The sequence below is a fragment of the Oribacterium sp. HCP3S3_B9 genome, from assembly GCF_052064255.1.
In the GTDB taxonomy this organism is placed as follows: domain Bacteria; phylum Bacillota; class Clostridia; order Lachnospirales; family Lachnospiraceae; genus Oribacterium.
Map to the genome: position 1 here is coordinate 12,856 of NZ_JBQHVY010000012.1, position 15,002 is coordinate 27,857.

The window sequence follows — 15,002 nt, forward strand, 5'->3', positions numbered from 1 at the left end:
GTGAAAGATGGACAGACATGACAGAAAAGCACGGCCAGGGCTTGATTGCTTTGTTGACTTTCGTTAAAATACTAGTAAAATATATTCAGTTGATTAAACCAGTTAACTGTAGCAGCATGTCGAATGGGGGAAGACGATGGGACGTGATGGAAAAATAACCATTAAGGACATCGCCGAGATGGCTGGGGTTTCGAAGACGACGGTTTCGTTCTATCTGAACGGGAAAACCGAGAAGATGTCTGAGGAAACCCGTATGAAGATTCAGGAGATCATCCTCCGAACCAACTACCGTCCGAATGTTGCTGCCCGTACACTGAACCAGAAGAAAACGAACCTCATCGGTGTCATCATCGGTGATATCACGAACACCTTCTCAAATAAAATCGTGAAGGGGATCGAGGATACCGCTCGAAAGCATGGCTACCAGACGCTGATCGGAAATTCAGGCTATGATCCGAGGCGGGAGTCCAGCTACGTGAATCGTATGCTGACCCTCGGTGCGGATGGCTTCATCATCCAGCCGACCCCGGGCTTCCATGAGACCTCGAAGCTGATCACGGATCTTAAGAAACCGTTCGTCTACTTCGACAGTAAGGTGTATGAGGATGATTCCTTCTGGGTGAAGACCGATAACTATACGGCGACCCATAAGGCGATGCAGGAGCTGATCGCGCGCGGTTATCGGAACTTCCTGATGATCGGTGCCGATCCGTCGAAGCTGAGTACACGTATCGAGCGTTCCTCCGGCTTCATCGACTGTATCACGGAGAGCGGTCTCAGCTTCCAGAGTCTGGAGATCCGCGATGGCGCGATCAACCATGCAGATATTCTCTCCTTCGTGCAGAGAAATCTGAAGGATACAGATGCAACCCTGGTGTATGTTCCGAACTGCTGGGCACTTCCGGAGGTCTGTGATGCATTACAGCCGCTCCGTGATCGGATTCCGCAGAAGCTCGGCATCATCGGTTTCGATAATACCGAATGGGCTTCCTTCTCCAGCCCGAGAATCACGACCATCGTCCAACCTGCCTACGAGGAGGGACAGAAGGCCGCCGAAATCCTCATCGATCAGATCGAGGAGAAATACGAGGAGAAGTCTCATGAGACGCTTAAGTGCTCTGTACATTGGAGTGAATCAACACTGTGACCCCCTCACAGTGGGATTCCCTTTCTCTCCAACCTACAGAAACTTTAGCTATGCGGGTGGAAGCACTAGCTACGTTTCCGCTCGTGATGGCAGCTGTCAGGTATAAGCAGCCAGGACACTGCCGCATATAAAAACCGCCCGGCACTTTTGTGGTGTGCCGGGCGGTTTTCTATTGTCATGGGGACATGAGATGTCGGGGAAGCGGTTACGCTCCCCGCTCTCGACGCGGCTCTGTAAATCCCTGCCCGGACTATGGAAATGCGCGTTCGAATCCGCTATAATGAACGCTATGAAAACGCTTACAGGGAATGGGGCAGGCCATGTACTATAAATTACTGAAACTGAAAAACCGTGTTTATGATGCAGCTAAGATCGACTGGGACCATATGATGTTCGACCGTTCGGCGATCTGGAAGCTGCTGATCCCGCTGATGATCGAAAATCTGCTCTCGAGCTTCATGGGTATGGCGGATTCCATGATGGTCACCCGAATCGGCAGTGCAGCGATCTCGGCCGTTTCCCTCACAGATTCCATCAACAACCTCGTCATCCAGCTTTTTTCCGCGATGGCGACCGGTGGCACGATTCTCTGCTCGCAGTACATCGGCAGCGGTGACCCGAAGAAGGCCAATGCAGCTGCCCGCCAGGTCGTGTTATCGATGACGTCGATCGCCATCGTCATCACGCTCTTTTCGGAGGCCCTGAACACGCAGATCCTCCGACTCGTGTTCGGCAGCGTGGAGCCGGCGGTGCTGTCCGCGGCGGAAACCTACTTCCGCTTTACCGCAGCCTCCTTCCCGTTCCTCGGACTCTATCAGATCGGTGCCGCCTTTTACCGTGCCGGTGGAAACAGCCGCTTCCCGATGAGGGTTTCGGTGATTTCGAACGTAATGAACATCATCGGAAACGCCATCTTCATCTTCGGCTTCGGCTGGGGTGTCGCCGGTGCAGCATTCTCGACCCTGCTGAGCCGTATCCTGGCGGCGATCATCCTCTTCGTGTTCCTGCGGAAGCCGAAGCAGGTCATCGTGATGCGGGATTACCGGATCCAACCGGATTTCGATATGATCGCGCGTATCCTCGCCATCGGTATCCCGTCCGGTATCGAGAACAGCATGTTCCAGTTCGGTAAGCTCGCCATCCAGTCCTCGGTATCGACCCTCGGCACGACCGCCATCGCGGCACAGGCCATGGCCATCATCTTCGAGAACATCAACGGGATCGGCGGACTCGCGGTCGGCATCGGCCTCATGACGATGGTAGGACAGACACTCGGTGCCGGGCGGAAGGAGGAGGCGAAGTACTACATCGTCCACCTCATGGATATCTCGAACTGGATCATCATCATCTCCTGTGCCATCACCTTCGTTGCCTGCAAGCCGGTGATGTGGCTCGCCGGGATGGAGCCGGCGGCCGCGAAGATCTGCTACGATATGGTCATCTTCATCACGATCTCGAAAATCTTCATCTGGGTACCGAGTTTTCTTCCTTCCTATGGACTACGCGCCGCAGGTGATGTACGATTTACGATGATCGTATCTTCGCTGTCCATGTGGATCACGAGAGTCGCGATGGTGACCTATCTCATCCGTGTATGCGGGATGGGTCCGATCGCCGTCTGGATCGGTATGGCGAGCGACTGGTGTGTACGTGGTGCCTTCTTCCTGTATCGTTTTATGAGTGGGAAGTGGCTGTCACACTCGGTGATCGAGCATCCGGCAGAAGAACACAGTCCGGCGTGAGGCCACCGGGTGCCGGCAGAAGCATTGCCCTGCTGCGCGCTGGGATGCGATCGTATCTCGTCATCTCTATAACTATGCATATATTTGGAGGAGCCCTATGATTCAGGATATTTACCCACATAAGCTGATCAATCACTACGATCCATCGAAGACGGCGAAGCCGGAGAGCTTCGTACTGAACTTCGCCGGTGCACGCCGGGATGCCGTCTTACTGCGTATGCTGGATACGACGAGCTTCACCTTCCCGACCTTTCAGGAGGTGCAGGCGCAGGGAAACATCCCGGTCGAGGCGAGTCATCTGATCTATCTGTTCACGGTGGACGAGGATGATTACTTCCTCCTGCCGGAGGTCGAGCTGAGCCTTCCGGGCTATACGCGGGCGACCCTGCATGATCTGCGCGAGTCCCTGGCCGGTCCGAAGTGGCGCCAGTTCATCAACAGCACGGCACTGCAGCTCAGCAACTGGTATCATCAGAACCGTTTCTGTGGCAGCTGCGGTTCCCGGACGAAGCTCGGAAAGATCGAGCGTGCGATCCGCTGCCCGGAGTGCGGACGCATCATCTATCCGCGTATCGTGCCGGCGGTCATCGTCGGCATCACCCACGGAGATGAGATCATCCTCACGAAGTATGCGCGCGGCTTCGCGCACTACGCGCTCGTCGCCGGCTTTACGGAGATCGGGGAGACCCTCGAGGAAACCGTGCAGCGGGAGGTGATGGAAGAGGTGGGGCTCAAGGTGAAGAACATCCGCTACTATAAGTCACAGCCGTGGGGCATCGTCGATGATATCCTGATGGGCTTTTTCTGTGATGTGGATGGCGATCCGACGATCACGATGGATCAGAGCGAGCTGAAGCTGGCCTCCTGGTTTAAGCGGGAGGAGATCGTCCTGCAGCCGGATGATTTCAGTCTGACGAATGAGATGATGTGTCTCTTTAAGGACGGAAAGGAGCCGAGAGCGTGAAGAAGATACTGCTTTTATGTACCGGGGGCACGATCGCTTCGGTGAAGACAGAGGACGGCCTGAAGCCGGCGCTGACCGCGGAGGAGCTGCTGAGCTACGTACCGGAGGTGAAGCGCTTCTGCGACGTGGATGTGCTCCAGGTCTGCAACATTGACTCGACCAACATGGCACCAGAGGTCTGGGGACAGATCGTGCATGCGGTCAATGAAAACTACGACCGCTACGATGGCTTCGTCATCACGCACGGCACGGATACCATGGCCTACAGCTCGGCGGCGCTCAGCTATATGATTCAGAATGCGCGGAAGCCGATTGTGATTACGGGCTCTCAGAAGCCGATCAACATCGACGGCACCGACGCGAAGGATAATCTGCGGGACAGTATCGTCTATGCCTGCGACAGCTACTCTCAGAACGTGTCACTCGTGTTCGACGGCAATGTCATCGCCGGTACGCGGGCGAAGAAGATGATGGCGCGCTCGTTTAACGCGTTTCACAGTGTGAATTTCCCGGTGCTGGCGCGGATTCAGGATGGACATATCATCCGCTATATCCCGTATGAGCCGATCCGGAAGCCGGTCGAGTTTCAGGAGACAGTGTCGGATGCGATCTGCATCATGAAGCTGATCCCGGGCTCGCGGCCGGAGCTGCTGGCGTACCTCTTCGATAATTATGACTGCATCGTCATCGAGTCCTTCGGCGTCGGCGGTATCCCGGACCAGCTGCTCGACAAGTTCTATGCCGAGATGGAGAAGTGGGCGGCGAAGGGGAAGTTCATCGTGATGGCGACGCAGGTCGTGAATGAGGGCTCCAACATGGAAATCTACCAGGTCGGTCAGAAGGTGAAGAAGGATTTCAATCTCATCGAGGCCTACGATATGACCCTCGAGGCGACGATCACGAAGCTCATGTACCTGATGGCACGCTATCCGAAGGATTACACACAGATCCGAAAGGGCTTCTACACCCCGGTGAACAACGATATCCTCTGCGCGTTTGAGGAAGCATGAAGAAACAGAACCTCCGGCGGCAGCCCCTAAAAGGCTGGTCGCCGGAGGTTCTGTCTATCAGGCCATCGGGAGCTCGACGCGGAAGGTGTTGATGCCCTCGGCAGATTCGGCCCAGATACGGCCTTTATGATTTTTTACGATGTTCTCGGCGATGGAGAGGCCGAGGCCGTAGCTGTGATTCATCGCACGGGCTTCGTCGATGCGATAGAAGCGCTGGAAGATTTTTTTGAGATCCTCTGGGCGGATCGGGTCCCCCGGATCTGAGACGCTCAGCAGGCAGTGGTGCGCGCCGCTTTTCTGGAGTGTCACCTGGACCGTGCCCTGCGGGGACGCATATTTCTGCGCGTTATCGAGGAGGATCTCGACGACCTGCTTCAGGTGCTGTGGCGAGCCGTGGATCGTGATGCCGTCGGTGATGTCCTCCGCGAGCGTCAGGCCCTTTTCGAAGAAGAGGGCGTCAAAGGTGAGCAGCTCGTCAGAAACGAGGCCAGACAGGTCGATGGTCTGCAGCGGCATCTTCTGGATGGCACCGCTGTCGACACGAGCGAGCTGCAGGAGGCTCTCGACGAGGCCACGCATCTGGTTCGACATCGTGAGGATATTCTCGACGAACTGCGCCTTATGCGCTTCATCGAAGCGCGGAGATTTCAGCATCTCCGCATCGGTCAGGATGACGGTGAGCGGTGTCTTCAGCTCATGGGAGGCGTCGGAAACGAACTGCCGCTGCTGTGCCCAGGCTTCCTCGACCGGGCGTACCGCCCAGCGCGCGAAGAAGATGCTGATGACGAGGAAGCTGGCGAAGCTGCCGAGGCCGATTATGACGCAGGTCCGGTAGAGGTTCTGCATCGTCGCGATCTCGGAGGAGATATCCATGAAGATGATGATCTGGCCATCCGTGGACGCAGGTTCGGCCTCCGCCGGTCTGACCCGCACGTGAACTTCAGCTCCGCCGTCGCTGTCTGCAGGGGCGTCTTCACCGGCAGACGACGAGGTCGCTTCGGCGGTCGGCGCCGTCTCCGGCACCGGATTTCTGTCCGGCGTTTTTCCGTAAGACCACTTCCTCGCGCCGCTTCGATAGTAGCGGAGATTATAGTCGCGGAGGTCGCCGACCTTTTCTTCACTGGCGGTCGCCGCGCTGACGAGCTCCTCGAGGACGGCTTCCGAGCCTTCCTGCGTCAGATCATAGTAGTCGCCATCCATGTCGACGATCTTCCCATCCGCGTCGATCAGTACACGGAAGAACGGAAGCAGTATGTTCATCGTCTTGCTCCGTGAGCGTCAAGAAGCTGCTCGTCAGTGCCGGTGACTATGTGAGCGTCGGTACGGCTATCTTCTCGATGGATGCTGAGGATGCGAGCGACATCCTGAAGACCTACAAGAACAAGGTCTCCGATGCGAAGTCCTCCCTCGAGAATGCACAGTCGAACCTCGACACGACGACCGACAATTACGAAAACTATACGATCACCGCACCGATTTCCGGTACCGTTACGACGAAGAACGTCAATGTCGGCGAGAATGTGCAAAACGGAAACTCTGCGACCGCACTGGCCGTCATCTATGACCTTTCCGAGGTCACCTTCGAGATGAACATCGATGAGCTCGATATCTCGAACGTGAAGGTCGGACAGAAGGTCGAGGTCACGGCAGATGCCTTCGAGGATCAGACCTTCGAGGGCACCGTCACGAAGGTGTCCATGGAGGGTACGGCGGCGAACGGTGTCACCTACTATCCGGTCACCGTCACGATGACGGAGTACGGTGATCTGCTCCCGGGCATGAACGTCACCGGCGTGATCATCCTCGATGAGGCGGAGGATGCACTCGCGATTCCGGTGGATGCACTCCAGCGTGGCAACAAGGTCTATGTAAAGGATTCCACGACGTCGAAGAAGGCCGAGCCTTCCACTCAGGATACCGCTGCGGCAGGTGCTGACAGGCCAGAAGGCTTCCATGAAGTCACGGTCACCACGGGTCTCACCTCTGACGAGTACGTCGAAATCCTGTCCGGTGATCTCTCCGAAGGCGATGAAGTCTATATTTCACAGTCCAGCGTCAGCAGCTCAACTGACACGATGATGCCAGGCATGGGCGGCGGCATGGGTGGTGGTAACCCAGGTGGTGGCAGCATGGGTGGTGCTAACGCTGGCGGCAGTAGTAATCGCGGCGGTATGGGTGGCGCTAACCCAGGTGGCGGCGCTTCGATGGGTTAAACGGAGGTGATGCTATGAGTGTGATCAATAAAGTCGACGAATACGCCGAAAATCACGAGGAAATCGCGAAGCTGCGGGCCGCGCAGGCGGCCCAGGGCGTCGATGGTGCAGCCGGTCCCTATATCCCGCCGGAGCATGACGGGGAGGTGCCTTTCCTGCAGCTCGAAGACATTTACAAAATCTACCAGATGGGTTCCGAGGAGGTGCATGCGAACGACGGTATCAGCGTAAACATCTACCATGGGGAATTCGTCGCCATCGTCGGCAAGTCCGGTTCTGGCAAGTCGACCCTCATGAACATCATCGGTGCCCTCGATGTGCCGACGAAGGGAGAGTATCTGATTCAGGGGGTCGACACCTCCCACATGGCAGACGACGAGCTCGCCGCCATCCGGAATCATAAGATCGGCTTCATCTTCCAGCAGTACAACCTGCTTCCGAAGGATAATCTCGTGGACAATGTCTCCCTGCCGCTCCTCTATGCCGGACTCTCGAAGTCGGATCAGCGGAAGCGTGCGATGAAGCAGCTCGAGCGGGTCGGCCTCGCGGACAAGTGGATGCAGCATCCGGCCCAGCTCTCCGGCGGTCAGCAGCAGCGTGTGTCCATCGCGCGTGCCCTCGCCGGTGATCCGGAGCTCATCCTCGCGGATGAGCCGACCGGTGCGCTGGACACGAAAACCTCCCGCCAGGTCATGGGCTTTTTACAGGATATCAATCAGGACGGAACGACCGTCGTCATGATCACGCACGATAATGCGCTGGCCCTCGAGGCGAAGCGCGTGATTCGTATCTCGGACGGCCGGGTCGTCTTCGATGGAAAAACGGAGGACTATGCTAAATTCATTTAAACTTGCGCTGAAGAGTATATGGTCGAACCGACTGCGCTCGTTTCTCACGATGCTTGGTATCATCATCGGTGTGGCCGCCGTCATCATCCTGGTCGGTATCGTAAACGGCGAGATGTCCTACATGACGGAGAGCTTCGCCTCGATGGGTACGAACCGGATCACGGTGAACATCACGAACCTGCGGTCTCGTTCCGTCGACGTGGATGAGATGTATGATTTTTTCGAGGATAAGTCACAGTACTTTTCCTACATGTCGCCGACGGTGACGGTCGGCGCGACCGTGAAGGTCGGCAACGAAAACTCGACGACGACGAAAACGACGGGTGTTTCCGAGGATTATCTCTACACGATCTTCAAGGACGATGATCTCTATACCGTCACCGCGATGAGTGAGCTCCTCGATTCCATGAACGAGATGATCGGCACCATGTCGATGATGCTGGGCGGCATCGCCAGTATCTCCCTCCTAGTGGCGGGTGTCGGCGTCATGAACATCATGCTTGTCTCCGTCACAGAGCGTACCCGTGAGATCGGTATCCGCAAGGCCCTCGGTGCGAAGCGTCGGACGATTCTCTCGCAGTTCGTCATCGAGGCCGCCGTCACGAGCTCCCTGGGTGGCTTCATCGGCATCGCCGTCGGCTTCGTCGGCACGAGTGCTGCCGGAAAAATCATGGGGATCGATGCCTCGCCGACCTTCCTTTCGGTGCTGGTCTCCTTCATGGTCTCTGTGATGATCGGTCTCATCTTCGGCTATCTTCCGGCCCGTCGTGCCGCGGCGCTGAACCCGATCGACGCGCTCCGCTCCGATTGATGTAATCATTCAGGCAGGCCGGGGACCCGGAGGGGCGGCAACGGAGGCACAGTACTCCGAGACCGGTTCAATCTAAGCCGGGGACCCTAAGCGGCACTAGGCCCTCTGCAATCACTGAGTTTTCTTTATGAAAACTCAGCGTTGCAGAGGGTGCTAAGGAAAATAGTACCAAGTGCCGCTAAGGGGACCCGGCTTGATTTCACACGGTCTCTACGTATGGCCTCCGTTGCCGCCCCTCCGGGTCCCCGGCCTATAGCCAAATTTTGTATTTACAATTCGGGGGGAGCGGTGGTATTATTTTTGTGTTTTTATTTTCTGAGCGATGCATGGATGCAGATGCCGGAAAACGAATCTATATTTAATATGATTTGAGGTGGCAATGGCGTCACAGGGACAAGGAAGAGTGTCCCTGCGTTAGTCACCTCTTTTTTAGTGCGTCGTTGCCGTAGCAGATACGGGTGGCGATTGCATGGCGCATGAGGCATTGGCCTGCTTCATGGGGGATCATGAAAGGGGAGCATATGATCAAGTACGTATTTGTCACCGGTGGCGTCGTTTCCGGACTCGGAAAGGGTATCACAGCCGCTTCGCTCGGTCGTCTTCTGAAGGCCCGTGGCTATAAGGTTACCATGCAGAAGTTCGACCCGTATATCAATATCGATCCGGGTACGATGAACCCGATTCAGCATGGTGAGGTTTTCGTCACGGATGATGGTACGGAGACGGACCTCGATCTGGGTCACTACGAGCGTTTCATCGACGAGTCTCTGGATCACAGAAGCAATGTCACCTCCGGTAAGGTCTACTGGTCTGTCCTGAACAAGGAGCGCCACGGCGAGTATGAGGGACACACCGTGCAGGTCATCCCGCACATCACGAACGAGATCAAGAGTGATTTCTATCATTCAGATGACAAGAACGAGGACCGCATCGCCATCATCGAGGTCGGTGGTACCGTCGGTGATATCGAGTCCCAGCCGTTCCTCGAGGCGATCCGTCAGTTCCAGCAGGAGGTCGGTCATGAGAATGCCATCATGATTCATGTGACGCTGATTCCGTACCTGCATGCGTCGGAGGAGCTGAAGACGAAGCCGACGCAGATGAGCGTACGTGAGCTCCAGCGACTCGGCCTCCAGGCGGACATCCTCGTCTGCCGTACCGAGTATCCGATTCCACAGGAGATTCGTGAGAAGATCGGCCTCTTCTGTAATGTGCCGGCGAACCATGTACTGCAGAACACGAACGCGGAGTTCATCTACGAGGTGCCGCTCATGATGGAGCACGAGCATCTCGCGCAGTCGGTCCTCGAGTGTCTCCACCTGCCGTGCCCGGAGCCGGATCTCTCCGACTGGACACATATGGTCGAGAATCTGCGTCATCCGAGCCGTGAGACGGTCATCGCCATCGTCGGCAAGTATACGCAGCTGCATGATGCCTACCTCAGTGTCGTGGAGGCCCTGAAGCATGGTGGCATCGCCAATCGTGCGAAGGTGAAGATCCGCTGGGTGGATTCTGAGGAGCTCGAGAAGTCCGGCGCAGAGACGCTGCTCGCCGGAGTCAATGGTATTCTGGTTCCGGGCGGTTTCGGCTCCCGTGGCATCGAGGGCATGATCATGGCAGCACAGTACGCGCGTGAGCATAAGATTCCGTACCTCGGCATCTGCCTCGGTATGCAGATTGCGATCATCGAGTTCGCGCGGGATGTGCTCGGCTGGGCAGATGCCAACTCGACGGAGTTCGATCCGAACACCGAGCATCCGGTGATCGACCTGATGCCGGAGCAGAAGAGTGTCACGGATCTCGGCGGCACGATGCGTCTCGGCGCATATCCGTGCGTACTGAGCGACGGTTCGAAGGCCCATGCCCTCTATGGTACAACACAGATCTCCGAGCGTCACCGTCACCGTTATGAGGTCAATAATGACTTCCGCGCAGAGCTCGAGGAAGCCGGTATGCAGCTCGTCGGTCAGTCACCGGACGGCCATATCGTAGAGATGATCGAGCTTTCGGATCATCCGTACTTCGTCGCTACCCAGGCGCACCCGGAGTTCAAGTCCCGCCCGAACAACGCGCATCCGCTGTTCCGCGGTCTCATCGAGGCGTCTCTTCGTAAATAATTTTCACTCAGGGCCCTTCGGGGCCCTTTTTATATTTACGTGTGTTCATATGATGATTTACGTGTTGACACCTGTGTTATTCTAGAGAACGCGATAAAGAATGACATAAAGGAGAGTAAACATTAGATGGAAATGATTTTAGACGCGTTGTTCGATGCGGTACTGGATACAGCGAAGCTGATTCCGTTCCTTTTGATCACCTATATGGGGATGGAGTACCTCGAGCATAAGGCAGAGAAGCATACGACGGGGATGCTGGAGAAGGCCGGTCACTTCGGTCCGCTGATCGGAGCGGCTGTGGGTATCCTGCCGCAGTGTGGCTTCTCGGCGGCAGCCTCCAGTCTGTTTGCGGGCGGCGTGATCTCGGTCGGCACCCTGATCGCCGTCTTCCTGTCGACCTCAGATGAGATGCTGCCGATTTTTATCTCGGAGGGTGTGCATCCGGCGACGATGCTGCGGATTCTGGCGACGAAGGCGATCCTGGGCCTCATCAGTGGTTTCCTGCTCGACGTCTTCATGCGGCATGGCCGCCATACGAAGGCACCGGAGAAGCATATTCACGATCTCTGTGTGCATGAGCACTGTGACTGCGACGATGATGAAGAGGAAGAGCTTCATACAGAGGCGGCGCATACGCACGAGGCCAATGCAGACGACCACACACATCGTCATGTCGCAGAGGAGCACCACAGTCACGAGCATGCAGCTGCCCACGCCCATGCAGGACATCATCATCACCATCATCAGAAGGGCTTCATGGGCATCGCCATGCCGGCACTCCATCATACGGTTCAGATCACCGGCTTCATCTTCTTCATCACCCTGATCATCACGCTCCTCGTCGAGGGCATCGGTGCCGAGGCCCTCGGTCACTTCCTCTCCGGAAAGCCGATCGTCGGTGTCTTCCTGGCCGGCGTCGTCGGTCTGATCCCGAACTGTGCTGCGTCCGTCAGCATCACCCAGCTGTACCTGATGGGGATACTGAACGCCGGGCAGATGATGGCCGGTCTCCTGGTCGGTGCCGGTGTCGGACTGCTCGTTCTGTTCCGTACGAATGATCATCCGAATGAGAATCTCCGGATTACGATCATGCTGTATGGGCTCGGTGTCTTCTGGGGGCTCGTGATCGAGTATCTGGGCATCGTATTCTGATGACGGATACGTAAAAATCTTAAATACGGATGCGCTTTTAATTTTTTCGTTTACTTTTTGATTCCAGCCGACTACTATAAATATAAGAACTTTCAATCAGAAAGAGAAGGGCGGGAAGACGTATGCCGACAGATGAAAAGCGTATCGTTATACAGATGCTGGGGCAGTTTGCTGTTTCGGTAGATGGGCAGCAGCTCTACTTCGGAGAAAACAGTAAGGCGAATTTTCTGAAGCTGATCCAGGTGATTTTCTTACATCATGAGACCGGAATCGCGAAGCGGGAGCTGATCGACTATGTATTCGCTTATAAGGAGCTGCTGGATGAAAACAACAGCCTGAATAATCTGCTTCATCAGGCACGGACGCAGCTGAAAAAAAGCGGGATGCCAGGGAAGCGCTATATCGAAGGCAAGAAGGGCATATATACACCAGAGCGGCCGGAGGGCTATCGCTTTTCGTATGATTTCGCAGACTTCCGACGACTCTGTCAGAGGGCCCAGGAGGCCGTCGCACCGGAAGAGAAGGCGGCCCTCTACGAGCAGGCTGGTGCGCTGTACCAGGGCGAGCTTCTGCCGGATTTTGCGACCGAAAACTGGGTCATCGTCGAGTCTATCCGACTGAAGGAAAGCTATGATGAGCTGGTACGCTTCCTCGGTGATTTTTACCGTAAAAAGCAGGATTATGATCATTTATACCAGCTGTATGCCCAGGCGGCCCGGATTTACCCGGAGAGCGGCTGGCAGATTCAGCTGATCGATGCGCTGATTCTGAAGAAACAGACGAAGGAAGCCTATGAGCTGTATAATAAAACCGCCCACTACTATCTGGACGAGCTGGAGGTTCCACTTCCGGATGAGCTCGTGCAGTGCTACGCCCGCATCTATGAGGAGCTGAAGGTCGTGTCGGAGAACATCGGAGATATCCAGGCGGATATTCTGAAGCGGGATGCGGCACTGAAGAGCGGTGAGGATACGGAGCCGCGGACCGGTTCCTACTACTGTGCGTACGCAAGCTTCATCGATGTCTATAATGTGCTTCGTCGGAATATGTCCCGCCGTGGCAGCAGCATCTTCATGATGCTCTGTACCCTCGTCGATTACGAGGGAAAGCCGATTCAGAATCCGGAAAAGCTGAACGCACGCTCTGAGGCGCTGAAGCAGGCACTGTATGAAGGACTGCGTCAGGGCGATGTGTTTACGAAGTACAGCTCGAGCCAGTATCTGCTCCTGCTGATCGGTACGAAAAAGGAGGACTGCAGCATCATCTATCAGCGCCTCGCACGGAAGCTGAAGGAGCTGACCGGACCACGCGCAGAGCTTCGCTATCGCATCGTATCGCTCGCTGAGATCCCGGCTGTCCTGGACAAAACGAAAAATGTTGAAAATGGTTAGTGCAAAATAATCAGAAACTGTATAAAATAGTGTATCTGTCTGAGTTTATCTGAAATATCGCTTTACCTTCGATGTTTCAGATATGGAATGACAGATACACTTTTTTTATGGGGGAAAACACTATGGGTAAACGGGAAGGCTTTAAGTCCCGCATCGGCTTCATCCTGGTCAGTGCCGGATGTGCCATCGGCATCGGAAACGTATGGAAGTTTCCTTATCTCGTCGGACAGAACGGCGGCGGTATCTTCGTGCTGTTCTATCTGATTTTTCTGGTCATCATGGGGATCCCGGTGCTCACGATGGAGCTCGCCGTCGGACGGGCATCGCATAAGAGTGCCTTGCGCGCCTATGAGGCACTGGAACCGAAGGGGAGTAAGTGGCATATTCATGGCTGGTTTGCGACCGCTGGTTCCTATCTTTTGATGATGTACTACACGACGGTATCCGGCTGGATGCTGTCCTACTTCTTCAAGTTCATCCTGGGCGTCTTCGATGGCATCCGCACGGAAGCCGCGGATGAGGTCTTTGCGAAGCTGATGAACGCTCCGGAAGAGATGATGCTGAGCATGGCCGTGACCGTACTGGTCGGCTTCCTGGTCTGCTCCTTCGGCCTTCAGAAGGGTCTCGAGAAGGTGACGACGGTTATGATGACGGCATTGCTCGCACTCATCGTCGTACTGGCCTTCCACAGCCTGACGCTTCCGAACTCGGCGGAGGGCACACGCTTCTACCTGGTTCCGAGCCTCGCGCGTGTCGCAGAGCAGGGCGGCGGCAGTATGCTGAAGGGACTCGGCTCCGTGATCTCCGCCGCGATGAATCAGGCCTTCTTCACACTGAGCCTCGGCATCGCATGCATCGAGATCTTCGGTTCCTATATGTCGGACGATTATACACTGGTCGGCGAGTCTGCGCGTATCTGCGTGCTTGATACCTTCGTTGCAATCATGTCCGGTCTGATCATCTTCCCGGCCTGCTTCGCCTTTAACGTGCAGCCGGATGCCGGTCCGAGTCTGATTTTCCTGACCCTGCCGAAGGTGTTTATGAATATGGCGGGTGGACGCCTCTGGGGCTCCATGTTTTTCCTGTTCATGAGCTTCGCAAGCTTCAGCACCGTCATCACCGTCTTCGAGAATCTGCTCTCGACCTCCATCGATAACTTCGGATGGGAGCGAAAGAAGGCTGTCTACCTGAACTGCATCTTCGTGCTGCTCGCCAGTGTGCCGTGCGTTCTGGGCTTTAATCTCTGGTCAGATCTCCATATCATCGGTGCCCGTGGCGTCCTGGATTCCGAGGATTTCATCGTATCAAACCTCCTGCTTCCGGCCGGTTCGCTCATCTACCTTCTGTTCTGTGTGAGCCGCTGGGGCTGGGGCTTCGATCACTACCTCGCAGAGTGCAACAAGGGGGAGGGCCCGAAGCTGCCGGCCGCCATCCGGCCGTACTTCCAGTTCGTCCTTCCGGTACTGATTCTGATCATTCTGATCCAGGGCCTGCTCTGAGCTGTTCGCTGAATCACACGAAAAGCCTTGCATTGTCCTGAGGACCGTGCTATAAATATAGAGTATTTGTTGACTAGTTAAAGGAGCAGGCGTTTCGCCCGCTCCTTT

The 15,002-nt window shown here is 55.8% G+C and carries 12 protein-coding genes; 11 read left to right on the forward strand and 1 reads right to left on the reverse strand.

What is annotated here, in order from left to right; genetic code table 11:
• Positions 1-136 precede the first annotated feature (136 nt).
• The 4 genes from ACTNC3_RS07220 (at position 137) to ACTNC3_RS07235 (ending at position 4,863) form a co-directional block, all read left to right on the forward strand.
• Positions 137-1,147, forward strand: coding sequence for a LacI family DNA-binding transcriptional regulator (locus tag ACTNC3_RS07220; RefSeq protein ID WP_410042290.1), 1,011 nt, complete (start codon positions 137-139; stop codon positions 1,145-1,147).
• Between the two features lie 320 nt (positions 1,148-1,467).
• Complete coding sequence (locus tag ACTNC3_RS07225) at positions 1,468-2,889, forward strand: MATE family efflux transporter (RefSeq protein ID WP_441226963.1); 1,422 nt, start codon at positions 1,468-1,470, stop codon at positions 2,887-2,889.
• Positions 2,890-2,986: 97 nt separating this feature from the next.
• A complete protein-coding gene (gene nudC / locus ACTNC3_RS07230; protein WP_441226964.1) occupies positions 2,987-3,853 on the forward strand; it encodes an NAD(+) diphosphatase in 867 nt (288 codons plus the stop codon).
• Positions 3,850-4,863, forward strand: a complete 1,014-nt coding sequence (locus tag ACTNC3_RS07235; protein WP_410042293.1) for an asparaginase — start codon at positions 3,850-3,852, stop codon at positions 4,861-4,863. The genes nudC and ACTNC3_RS07235 overlap by 4 nt, the downstream gene beginning before the upstream one ends.
• A 57-nt stretch (positions 4,864-4,920) precedes the next feature.
• Here ACTNC3_RS07235 and ACTNC3_RS07240 read toward each other — a convergent pair whose 3' ends face one another.
• Complete coding sequence (locus tag ACTNC3_RS07240; RefSeq protein WP_441226965.1) at positions 4,921-6,123, reverse strand: sensor histidine kinase; 1,203 nt, start codon at positions 6,121-6,123, stop codon at positions 4,921-4,923.
• Between the two features lie 11 nt (positions 6,124-6,134).
• On the opposite strand from ACTNC3_RS07240, the gene ACTNC3_RS07245 reads away from it, so the two are divergent.
• The 7 genes from ACTNC3_RS07245 (at position 6,135) to ACTNC3_RS07275 (ending at position 14,894) form a co-directional block, all read left to right on the forward strand.
• The gene (locus ACTNC3_RS07245; protein ID WP_441226966.1) at positions 6,135-7,076 is read left to right on the forward strand and encodes an efflux RND transporter periplasmic adaptor subunit; all 942 of its coding nucleotides are present in this window, start codon (positions 6,135-6,137) and stop codon (positions 7,074-7,076) included.
• A 188-nt stretch (positions 7,077-7,264) separates the two neighbouring features.
• On the forward strand, positions 7,265-7,924 hold the full coding sequence (locus ACTNC3_RS07250; protein WP_441226995.1) for an ABC transporter ATP-binding protein: 660 nt from the start codon (positions 7,265-7,267) through the stop codon (positions 7,922-7,924).
• Complete coding sequence (locus tag ACTNC3_RS07255) at positions 7,908-8,735, forward strand: ABC transporter permease (protein WP_441226967.1); 828 nt, start codon at positions 7,908-7,910, stop codon at positions 8,733-8,735. The genes ACTNC3_RS07250 and ACTNC3_RS07255 overlap by 17 nt, the downstream gene beginning before the upstream one ends.
• 521 nt (positions 8,736-9,256) lie before the next feature.
• Entirely contained in the window at positions 9,257-10,852 is a 1,596-nt protein-coding gene (locus ACTNC3_RS07260; RefSeq protein WP_441226968.1) for a CTP synthase, read from the forward strand.
• Between the two features lie 126 nt (positions 10,853-10,978).
• Positions 10,979-12,004 (forward strand): putative manganese transporter, encoded by a 1,026-nt coding sequence (locus tag ACTNC3_RS07265; RefSeq protein ID WP_441226969.1) that lies wholly within the window; start codon positions 10,979-10,981, stop codon positions 12,002-12,004.
• A gap of 122 nt (positions 12,005-12,126) precedes the next feature.
• A complete protein-coding gene (locus ACTNC3_RS07270; protein WP_441226970.1) occupies positions 12,127-13,395 on the forward strand; it encodes an AfsR/SARP family transcriptional regulator in 1,269 nt (422 codons plus the stop codon).
• 122 nt (positions 13,396-13,517) lie between these two features.
• On the forward strand, positions 13,518-14,894 hold the full coding sequence (locus tag ACTNC3_RS07275) for a sodium-dependent transporter (RefSeq protein ID WP_441226971.1): 1,377 nt from the start codon (positions 13,518-13,520) through the stop codon (positions 14,892-14,894).
• The last annotated feature ends 108 nt before the right edge of the window (positions 14,895-15,002 follow it).

Excerpts from the sequence above, each read along its gene's own strand:
- ACTNC3_RS07250 (WP_441226995.1), top strand. The coding sequence starts at position 7,265 with ATGGGTTCCGAGGAGGTGCATGCGAACGACGGTATCAGCGTAAACATC.
- ACTNC3_RS07255 (WP_441226967.1), top strand. The coding sequence starts at position 7,908 with ATGCTAAATTCATTTAAACTTGCGCTGAAGAGTATATGGTCGAACCGA.
- ACTNC3_RS07275 (WP_441226971.1), top strand. The coding sequence starts at position 13,518 with ATGGGTAAACGGGAAGGCTTTAAGTCCCGCATCGGCTTCATCCTGGTC.
- ACTNC3_RS07225 (WP_441226963.1), top strand. The coding sequence starts at position 1,468 with ATGTACTATAAATTACTGAAACTGAAAAACCGTGTTTATGATGCAGCT.
- ACTNC3_RS07240 (WP_441226965.1), bottom strand. The coding sequence starts at position 6,123 with ATGAACATACTGCTTCCGTTCTTCCGTGTACTGATCGACGCGGATGGG.
- ACTNC3_RS07270 (WP_441226970.1), top strand. The coding sequence starts at position 12,127 with ATGCCGACAGATGAAAAGCGTATCGTTATACAGATGCTGGGGCAGTTT.
- ACTNC3_RS07220 (WP_410042290.1), top strand. The coding sequence starts at position 137 with ATGGGACGTGATGGAAAAATAACCATTAAGGACATCGCCGAGATGGCT.
- nudC (WP_441226964.1), top strand. The coding sequence starts at position 2,987 with ATGATTCAGGATATTTACCCACATAAGCTGATCAATCACTACGATCCA.
- ACTNC3_RS07260 (WP_441226968.1), top strand. The coding sequence starts at position 9,257 with ATGATCAAGTACGTATTTGTCACCGGTGGCGTCGTTTCCGGACTCGGA.
- ACTNC3_RS07265 (WP_441226969.1), top strand. The coding sequence starts at position 10,979 with ATGGAAATGATTTTAGACGCGTTGTTCGATGCGGTACTGGATACAGCG.